At 54.6% G+C, this 7168-nt stretch carries 5 protein-coding genes; 1 reads left to right on the forward strand and 4 read right to left on the reverse strand.

Going from position 1 to position 7168, the window contains the following annotated elements; genetic code table 11:
* The first annotated feature begins 117 nt into the window (after positions 1–117).
* Positions 118–945: a glyoxylate bypass operon transcriptional repressor IclR gene (iclR, locus tag BJ887_RS00465; protein ID WP_020882862.1), complete on the forward strand. Its 828-nt coding sequence runs from the start codon at positions 118–120 to the stop codon at positions 943–945.
* Between the two features lie 43 nt (positions 946–988).
* On the opposite strand, the gene aceK is transcribed toward iclR, so the two are convergent.
* The 4 genes from aceK to metA all read right to left on the reverse strand — a co-directional run bounded on the left by aceK (position 989) and on the right by metA (position 6942).
* A complete protein-coding gene (aceK, locus tag BJ887_RS00470) occupies positions 989–2716 on the reverse strand; it encodes a bifunctional isocitrate dehydrogenase kinase/phosphatase (RefSeq protein ID WP_063157175.1) in 1728 nt (575 codons plus the stop codon).
* Positions 2717–2804: 88 nt separating this feature from the next.
* On the reverse strand, positions 2805–4109 hold the full coding sequence (gene aceA, locus BJ887_RS00475) for an isocitrate lyase (RefSeq protein ID WP_040018675.1): 1305 nt from the start codon (positions 4107–4109) through the stop codon (positions 2805–2807).
* Between the two features lie 31 nt (positions 4110–4140).
* Complete coding sequence (aceB, locus tag BJ887_RS00480) at positions 4141–5742, reverse strand: malate synthase A (protein ID WP_032681929.1); 1602 nt, start codon at positions 5740–5742, stop codon at positions 4141–4143.
* Positions 5743–6012: 270 nt separating this feature from the next.
* A complete protein-coding gene (gene metA / locus BJ887_RS00485; RefSeq protein ID WP_014168174.1) occupies positions 6013–6942 on the reverse strand; it encodes a homoserine O-succinyltransferase in 930 nt (309 codons plus the stop codon).
* Between the last annotated feature and the right edge of the window lie 226 nt (positions 6943–7168).

Here is a 7168-nt window from a genome sequence, read left to right on the forward strand (position 1 = left end):
ACACAGCGGTAACATGAGACATGTTCACTATCACTCATCCGATCAGTCAGGATAACGGTTGCAAAATCACCAAATAAAACGAAAATGATTTCCACGATACAGAAAAAGGAGTTCGTCATGGTCACAACCGTTCCCGCTAAACGCGGCAGAAAACCTGCTGCCACCACCGCCGCCTCTCAGGGCGGACAGGTTCAATCGCTCACGCGCGGTTTGAAGCTGCTGGAATGGATAGCCGAGTCACACAGCAGCGTGGCCCTGACAGAGCTGGCACAGCAGGCTGGCCTGCCAAACTCAACGACCCATCGACTGTTGACCACGATGCAGCAGCTGGGCTTTGTGCGCCAGGTGGGCGAGCTGGGACACTGGGCGGTGGGCGCACATGCGTTTATCGTCGGCAGCAGCTTCCTGCAGAGCCGCAACCTGCTGGCGATTGTGCACCCTATTCTGCGTAAGCTGATGGAAGATTCCGGCGAGACGGTAAACCTGGCCGTGCTCGACCAGAGCGACCATCAGGCCATTATCATCGACCAGGTACAGTGCACCCAGCTGATGCGTATGTCGGCACCAATTGGCGGCAAGCTGCCGATGCATGCCTCCGGGGCGGGGAAAGCGTTTCTGTCGCAGCTCAGCGAAGAGCAGGTCACCGGGCTGCTGCACCGGAAAGGGCTGCACGCCTACACCCACGCCACGCTGGTCTCACCGGTACATCTGAAAGAAGATCTGGCCCTGACCCGCAAGCGCGGCTATTCGTTTGATGACGAGGAGCATGCGTTAGGCCTGCGCTGTATTGCAGCCTGCATCTTTGACGAGCACCGCGAGCCGTTTGCCGCCATTTCGATCTCCGGACCGATTTCCCGTATGACCGATGACCGCGTCACGGAGTTAGGTGCGCTGGTAATTAAGGCGGCGAAAGAGGTCACGCTGGCGTATGGCGGGATTCGATAACATCGGGTGCACCTGAATCCCTCTCCCGTCGGGAGAGGGGGCATTACACCGCATACCGGATACAAAACCGTTGTTTGCGGCGATAGGCATACACATCTTCCACATGCCCATTCTTGATGCGCGTCTGCAGACCCCGCCAGTAGCTGGCACGAAACAGGTCATCATGCATCTCTTCAAACAGTGGCCTGATGCGCGGGTCAGCGCATAGCCAGTGGCGAAACTCCTCAGGAAAGACATCTCCCGGTGAGATGCTATACCACGGCTCGCCGGACAGTTCATCTTCCGGATAGCGGGGCTGCGGTATATCGCGGAAATTCACCTCAGTCATATAGCAAATTTCATCGTAATCGTAGAACACCACCCGCCCGTGACGGGTGACCCCGAAGTTTTTAAACAGCATGTCACCCGGGAAGATATTCGCGGCGGCAAGCTGACGGATAGCGTTGCCGTATTCTTCAATGGCATCACGCAGTGCCTGACCTTCGGACTGCTCCAGCCAGATATTGAGTGGGATCATGCGGCGTTCGATATAGAGATGGCTGATGGCAATTTTGTCACCCAGGTCGGTGATTTTCGCCGGCGCTTCCTGCAGTAATAACGCCATTAATGCCGGATCGATCTGCTGCTTATCCAGCACAAAGTTCTCGAACTCCTGGGTGTCCGCCATTCGCCCGACGCGATCGTGCTCTTTAACCAGCTGGTAGCAGGCGCGGACGTGAGCAGCGGTCATCTCCTTCTGCGGCGCGAACGTATCTTTGATGACCTTAAACACCCGATCAAAACCCGGCAGGGTAAAGACCAGCATCACCATGCCGCGAATACCGGGGGCTTCGATAAATTGCTCATCTGCCGTGGTGACATAGCGCAGATATTCCCGATAGCTTTCCGTCTTGGCGTGTTTCTGACAGCCAATGGCCATGTACAGCTCGGCGGTGGTTTTCCCCGGCAGGATCTCGCGCAACCACTCCACCAGAGCAGCAGGCAGCGAGGCATACACCATAAAGTAGGAGCGGGCGAAACCAAAGACAATGCTGGCCTCGGCGCTGGTCGTCAGGCAGGCATCAACAAACAGTTCACCGTCATCGGTACGATGGATGGGTAACAGAAACGGCACAATGGCCGACGGTGTCATCAGTTTACCGACCAGCCAGGCAGCCTTATTACGGTAAAAAAGCTCATTGGCAACCTGCAAATGGCTTTGCCCGAGCACCTCTTCGCCGAAGGTCTCCTTGAGATGCGCAGAGATATAGCCGATATCACGGGTTTTATTCTCCCAGGGCAAACGCAGCGGCAAATCCGTTAATACGCGATGCAGGAGTTTTTCCCAGCCACGATCGGGAAAGAAATCCTTCGCCAGCGGACGCGGAATAGTGCGAAAGCGGCGCTCCGGCTGGGAGCTGAAGATAAATAACCGCTCAGGAGATAATGAGCGGTGGTCAAATAACCGGCAATAGACGGAGTTGAAAAAGCTCTCCGCAATCTCGAAGCGCGGGTAATCAGGTAACAGATGGGTGTAATGCTCCTTCACGCGCAGTAAAAACTCCGCGTCAGGGATTTTGCCGTCGGTAATGCAGCGCAACTGCTCCACCACCAGACCCACATGGTGGTCGTAAAGGTGGATTCGCTGCTTCATGGCCTGCTGAACCGCATGCCAGTCGGCGTGCTCAAAACGCTGCTGCGCGCCGGATGTGACTTCCAGGAAACGTCCGTACTGGGCATCGAAGCCCTGCAGAATAGTTTGGGCAATCAGTAATTCCAGACCACGCGACATTGTTCATGCTCCCTCACCCCGGCCCCCTCCCGACGGGAGAGGGAGTATGTTCACAGGCCCGGTAGCGTGCCACCGGGCGTTACACGGCTCAGAACTGGGCTTCTTCCGTCGATCCCGTTAAGGCGGTGACGGAGGAGGTGCCCCCCTGGATGATAGTGGTCACGTTATCGAAGTAACCGGTCCCGACCTCCTGCTGATGCGAAACGAAGGTATAGCCCTCTTTACCGGCAGCAAATTCCGGCTGCTGCACCTTCTCAACGTAATGCTTCATGCCTTCACCCTGCGCGTAGGCATGCGCCAGGTCGAACATGTTGAACCACATGCTGTGAATGCCAGCCAGCGTGATGAACTGATATTTGTAGCCCATGTCGGACAGCTGCTGCTGGAAGCTGGCGATGGTTTTATCGTCCAGTTTCTTCTGCCAGTTGAAGGACGGCGAGCAGTTATAGGCCAGCAGTTTGCCCGGATATTTGGCGTGGATAGCATCGGCAAAGCGTTTTGCCAGCGCCAGGTCCGGCGTGGAGGTTTCGCACCAGACCAGGTCCGCATACGGTGCATATGCCAGCCCACGGCTGATCGCCTGTTCAATGCCAGCATGGGTACGATAGAACCCTTCGCTGGTGCGTTCACCGGTAATGAACTCGCTGTCGTAAGGATCGCAGTCAGAGGTGATCAGGTCAGCCGCATCCGCATCGGTACGGGCAATCACCAGCGTGGGTACGCCGAGCACGTCAGCCGCCAGACGCGCCGCAACCAGCTTCTGAATCGCTTCCTGGGTTGGGACAAGGACTTTCCCGCCCATGTGTCCGCATTTCTTCACTGACGCCAGCTGGTCTTCGAAGTGAACGGCCGCTGCACCGGCCTCAATCATCGATTTCATCAGCTCAAAGGCGTTCAGCACGCCGCCGAATCCCGCTTCCGCATCCGCGACGATCGGCAGGAAATAGTCAATAAAACGCGGATCGTTTGGCTCAATGCCTGCCGCCCACTGGATCTGATCCGCACGGCGGAAGGTGTTGTTGATCCGATCCACCACGGTTGGTACCGAGTTTGCCGGATAGAGCGACTGATCCGGATACATGCTGGAGGCCAGGTTGGCGTCCGCCGCAACCTGCCAGCCGGAAAGATAGATGGCTTCGATGCCGGCTTTCGCCTGCTGCAGGGCCTGGCCGCCAGTCAGCGCGCCGAGGCTATTGATGTAACCTTTTTTGGCACCGCCGTGCAGCAGCTCCCACATTTTCGCCGCGCCGCGCTGCGCCAGGGTACATTCCGGATTGACCGAGCCACGCAATTTCACCACCTCTTCCGCGCTATACGGGCGGCGGATGCCTTCCCAGCGAGGTTGGGTCCACTCTTTCTTCAATTCTTCGATTTGTTGGGTACGGGTTTTCATGTGCAGATGCTCCATATTGTTGTGGGGTGAATTACGCCAGGAAGCGGTAGCCCGGCAGGGTCAGGAAGTCGATTAAGTCATCGGATGTGGTGATTTGCTCCATCAGGCGTGCGGCGTCATCAAAACGTCCGCTGCTGAAGCGGTGTTCACCCAGTTCGTCCTGGATCACCCGCATCTCTTCGGCCAGCATCTGACGGAACAGTGATTTGGTCACCGGCTTGCCGTTGCTGAGCGTTTTTTGATGGTGGATCCACTGCCAGATTGAGGTGCGAGAGATCTCGGCGGTAGCGGCATCTTCCATCAGGCCGTAGATCGGCACGCAGCCGTTACCGGAGATCCACGCTTCAATGTACTGGACGGCTACGCGGATATTGGCGCGCATGCCTTCTTCCGTACGCTCGCCCGCACACGGTGCCAGCAGGTGTTCTTCAGCCGTTGGGGCATCCTCATCACGCGTCACAAACAGCTGGTTTTTGTTCTCACCGAGTACGCGGTTGAAGACGTCCATTGCCGTATCCGCCAGACCCGGATGCGCGATCCACGTTCCGTCATGGCCATTTCGTGCTTCGAGCTCTTTATCGGCTTTCACCTTGTTGAGCACCTGATTGTTACGTTCAGCATCTTTGCTTGGGATAAATGCCGCCATTCCACCCATCGCAAAGGCCCCGCGCTTGTGGCAGGTTTTAATCAACAGGCGTGAGTAGGCACTCAGGAACGGTTTATCCATGGTGACAACCTGGCGATCCGGTAGTACACGATCGGGATGATTTTTCAGGGTCTTGATGTAGCTGAAGATGTAATCCCAGCGTCCACAGTTCAGCCCAACAATATGGTCGCGCAGCGCATGCAGAATTTCGTTCATCTGGAACACGGCAGGCAGCGTTTCAATCAGCAGGGTGGCTTTAATGGTGCCGCGCGGCAGGTTGAAACGATCTTCCGTGAAGCTAAACACTTCACTCCACCAGGCCGCTTCCTGCCAGGCCTGTGTTTTCGGCAGATAGAAATAGGGACCGCTGCCTTTTGCCAGCAGATTCTTGTGGTTGTGGAAGAAATAGAGGGCAAAGTCAAACAGACTGCCCGGAATGGCTTCGCCACGCCAGGTGACATGCTTTTCAGGCAGATGCAGTCCACGTACGCGACAGATCAGAACCGCCGGATTGGGTTTCAGTTGATAGATTTTGCCGGCTTCGTTGGTATAGCTGATGGTGCCATTCACGGCATCGCGCAGATTGATTTGCCCGTCGATAACCTTATGCCAGTCCGGCGCCAGTGAGTCCTCAAAATCTGCCATAAAGACTTTTACGTTCGCGTTCATGGCGTTGATCACCATTTTGCGCTCCACCGGGCCGGTGATTTCGACGCGCCGATCCTGTAAATCATCCGGAATGCCGCGGATTTTCCACTCACCACGGCGAATGGAAGCGGTTTCCGAAATAAACCCAGGCAACTTGCCATCATCAATTTCCTGCTGCTGATGAATGCGTGCCGCCAGCAGCTTATTGCGCGTTGGCGTAAAGCGGGTCACCAGTTCGGTCAGGAATTCGACAGCGTCTGCTGTCAAAATTTGCTGTTCTTGCTCGCCATGCGGCTGGGTAAAGGCCAGTTCATCGACCGTCGTTGCCTGTTGAGTCATTACTCTGCTCCTCATCAAAGATCCAAAATCACGCCCCCGATGCGAACGAAAGATCGTTGTGTAGTTTTCGCTCAGCAGAATTAAGACTATCTATATTTTTTCCAAAATCAAAAACAATTTCCATTTTAATTATTAAATGAACTTAACACATTGATTAATATGAAATTAAAGTTTTATTGTTTGTTGAGTGATATTTCGGAAATGAAAAAGGCACCCGAAGGTGCCTGATGTGAATAGCTGAAACGCTTTAGGATCGTTTAGTACAGAAGATTACTCCAGCGTTGGATTCATGTGACGCAGATCGTATGGTGTGATCTGGTAGACGTAATAGTTGAGCCAGTTCGTAAACAGCAAATTCCCGTGGCTACGCCAGGTGGCTCTCGGTTTGTTCTGTGGATCGTTTTTGGGGAAATAGTTGTACGGAACGTCCGGATTCAGACCGGCTTCAACGTCACGGAAATACTCCGACGCGAGGGTGTTCGGATCGTACTCAGGATGGCCGGTAACAAAGGCAATGCGCTTGTCTTTACTGGCAAACAGGTAAGCATCCCCGTCTTCGGTTTCGGCCAGGATATCGAGATCGGTGTAATCACGAATCAGCTGCGCCGGGAAATCGGCGTAGCGCGAGTGTGGGGCCAGGAAGGAGTCATCGAACCCGCGCGTCAACAGGGCGTGAGGTTGGACAAGGTGGTGCTCGTAAACACCTGAAAGCTTCTCAGTGCGGGTTTGTTTGGGGATCCCATAGAGGATATTCAGGGCGGCTTGCACCGCCCAACAAACAAACAGCGTGGACGTGACGTGATCTTTAGCCCACTCCAGTACCTGTTTGATCTGCGGCCAGTAGGCAACATCATTAAATTCGACCAGGCCCAGCGGTGCACCGGTCACAATCAGTCCGTCGAAGTTTTCGTCGCGAATGTCGTCGAAGTTACAGTAAAAATTATTCAGATGCTCAGAAGGCGTATTTCGCGACTCACGGGCATCGATTCGCAGCAGCTGGATATCAACCTGCAGCGGCGAGTTCGAAAGCAAACGCAGGAACTGGTTCTCTGTTTCGATCTTTTTCGGCATCAGATTGAGAATAAGCACCTTCAGTGGGCGAATTTCCTGACCTGTAGCGCGTGAAGTCGTCATCACAAAGACGTTTTCATCACGTAAGAAATTGACGGCTGGTAGCTCGTCCTGCACCCGAATCGGCATAACCTCATATCCTCACAGCATACGTATAAACGTTTAGACATCCAGACAGCTAACGATACCCAGAAACAGGCTGAATGTCGAGTCTGCAAGCGGAAGGTGAGAAAGTTTCAAGGAGGAAGTAAGAAGCCCAAAAAGCAAAAAACCCCGCACCATACGGTACGGGGTTCTTTTAATTGATGCCTGGCAGTTCCCTACTCTCGCATGGGGAGACCCCACACTACCATCG

This window comes from Enterobacter sp. WPR_3_1, from assembly GCF_003635055.1.
GTDB classification, from domain to species: Bacteria; Pseudomonadota; Gammaproteobacteria; order Enterobacterales; family Enterobacteriaceae; genus Enterobacter; species Enterobacter ludwigii.

Excerpts from the sequence above, each read along its gene's own strand:
- iclR (WP_020882862.1), top strand. The coding sequence starts at position 118 with ATGGTCACAACCGTTCCCGCTAAACGCGGCAGAAAACCTGCTGCCACC.
- aceK (WP_063157175.1), bottom strand. The coding sequence starts at position 2,716 with ATGTCGCGTGGTCTGGAATTACTGATTGCCCAAACTATTCTGCAGGGC.
- aceA (WP_040018675.1), bottom strand. The coding sequence starts at position 4,109 with ATGAAAACCCGTACCCAACAAATCGAAGAATTGAAGAAAGAGTGGACC.
- metA (WP_014168174.1), bottom strand. The coding sequence starts at position 6,942 with ATGCCGATTCGGGTGCAGGACGAGCTACCAGCCGTCAATTTCTTACGT.
- aceB (WP_032681929.1), bottom strand. The coding sequence starts at position 5,742 with ATGACTCAACAGGCAACGACGGTCGATGAACTGGCCTTTACCCAGCCG.